Raw genomic sequence first — 1,713 nt, forward strand, 5'->3', positions numbered from 1 at the left:
GGCTGATCCGCCGACGGCGTCGGCGAGGGTGTCGATGACGGGGTGGGGGACGGGGAGGGTGAACAGGGTGCAGGCCCGCAGCAGTGCCTGGTGGGCGGGCCCGGCCTGGTCCAGGAGCGCGTCGAGAGCCAGGTTCGCCAGGAAGTCGCTGATGTCGGCGTTGTCTTCGGGGAGCTTGCCCTGCTCGAGGTAGGTCTCCATGGCGGTGACGGCCGCGTCGGCACGTGTCTGGTCGATGTGGTCGCTGTAGACCAGGCGCAGGCCGATGAGGTCCTGCAGTCCCGGGTTGCCGCGGCTGACGGCCAGGGCGCGGCGGGCGAGGTCGGCGCGCTGGGTGAGGTGGTCGGCGGGGGCGAGGGCGTGGTGGCGGCGTTGGAGTTTGAGCCGGGCGGCCGGTGAGAGGGGCTGGAGCTGGACGGGTTCCAGGCGTGTTTCCAGGCCGTCGAGGGTGAAGGTGTAGCGGCTGGTGACCAGCAGGCGGCTGTCGGTCCGGGACGGGTCGAACGCGGAGAGGACGTCGGCGAGTACCCCGGCGTGGGCGGGATCGAGGCGGTGCGGGCCGTCGGGGTTGTCGGTGAGGATCTGCTCGAGATCGTCGATGATCAGCAGGAGCGGTTTGCGGACCGTGTCGAGTTCCTGGGCGCAGGGTCCGGTCAGCAGGCTGGTCAGCAGCGGCCGGAGACGGTCGGGCTGGTCGCGGACCTCGGCACGGCCGGCGTCGATGAGGTCACGGGCTTCGGGGTGGGCGGTGACGGCGTCGGCGATGGCGTCCAGGATCGCGGCCGGGCTGTAGTCGCCGAAGACGACGGCGACGTCCCGGTGGGGGTGGCGGTCGGCGATCCGGGCGGCCAGGCTCGACTTGCCCAGCCGGCCCTGCCCGTGCAGCAGGACCCCGCCCTTGTGCCCGGCGCGCAGGGCCCGCAGCGTGAGCTGCATCTCGGGGCGGCGGCCCACGAACATCTCCGCCCGTGCGACCGGAAGCCGGCTCTTGCGGTCCAGGAACCTGCGGGTCGCATGGTCGGAGGGCACCATCTGCCGTTTACGGATCCCCGCCACCAGCGGCCCGCCCCCGCCCGGCCCCAGCCACAGACGGGCCAGGTGCCAGTCGGCGCGCTCGTACGCGTCAGGACAGGCCAGCAGGTCGCGGCGGGCTTCGGCGACGGCGAGGGGAACCTCCGCGCGGCCACTGAGCTGCTGGTAGAGGCGTTCGGCGAAGCGGGTGGCGGCCTGGTCACTGACAGAGCCGTCCCAGCCGATGACCGCGGGAATCCCGGCGGCCACCAGCTCGGTGGCCATCGAGTGCGCCACCGCCACCCCGGCATCGGCTGCCGCAGTCCCGCGGCGTCCGGCACCGGCAGGAACATGCCCGCTCACGTCGGCGCCGGTGGCTGTCAGGCATGCCGACACGAACGCCAGCCGCGGCGGCAGGGTCAGCAGCCGCACCAGATCGCGTGCGGTCGTCGGCTGTCCCTCGCCGAGATCGTTCTCCAGCAGCAGGACAGGCGTGGCAGGCCCGTCCTCCTTCTCGCGCCAGTTGTGCAGGCCGTGACAGGACAGATGAACCACCGGCATCCCGCCCAGTTCGGACAGACGCTGCTTCAGCTGCTCGGGATCACCGGAGTCCTCGACCACGAGGTCAAGACTCGTTCCCCCGGCGGCCTTCAGGATGGCCATCTCCTCGGCCTCATAGTCCAGATCGTGCTGGCCCCGCGG

At 72.2% G+C, this 1,713-nt stretch carries 1 protein-coding gene; it reads right to left on the reverse strand.

From position 1 onward, the window contains the following. Positions 1-1,695: CHAT domain-containing protein (locus ACIPSE_RS47230; RefSeq protein ID WP_401676392.1), on the reverse strand; the 1,695-nt coding region annotated here is incomplete at its 3' end. Positions 1,696-1,713: the final 18 nt, after the last annotated feature.

Origin of the sequence: Streptomyces sp. NPDC090106, from assembly GCF_044747265.1 — a bacterium.
GTDB lineage: Bacteria > Actinomycetota > Actinomycetes > Streptomycetales > Streptomycetaceae > Streptomyces.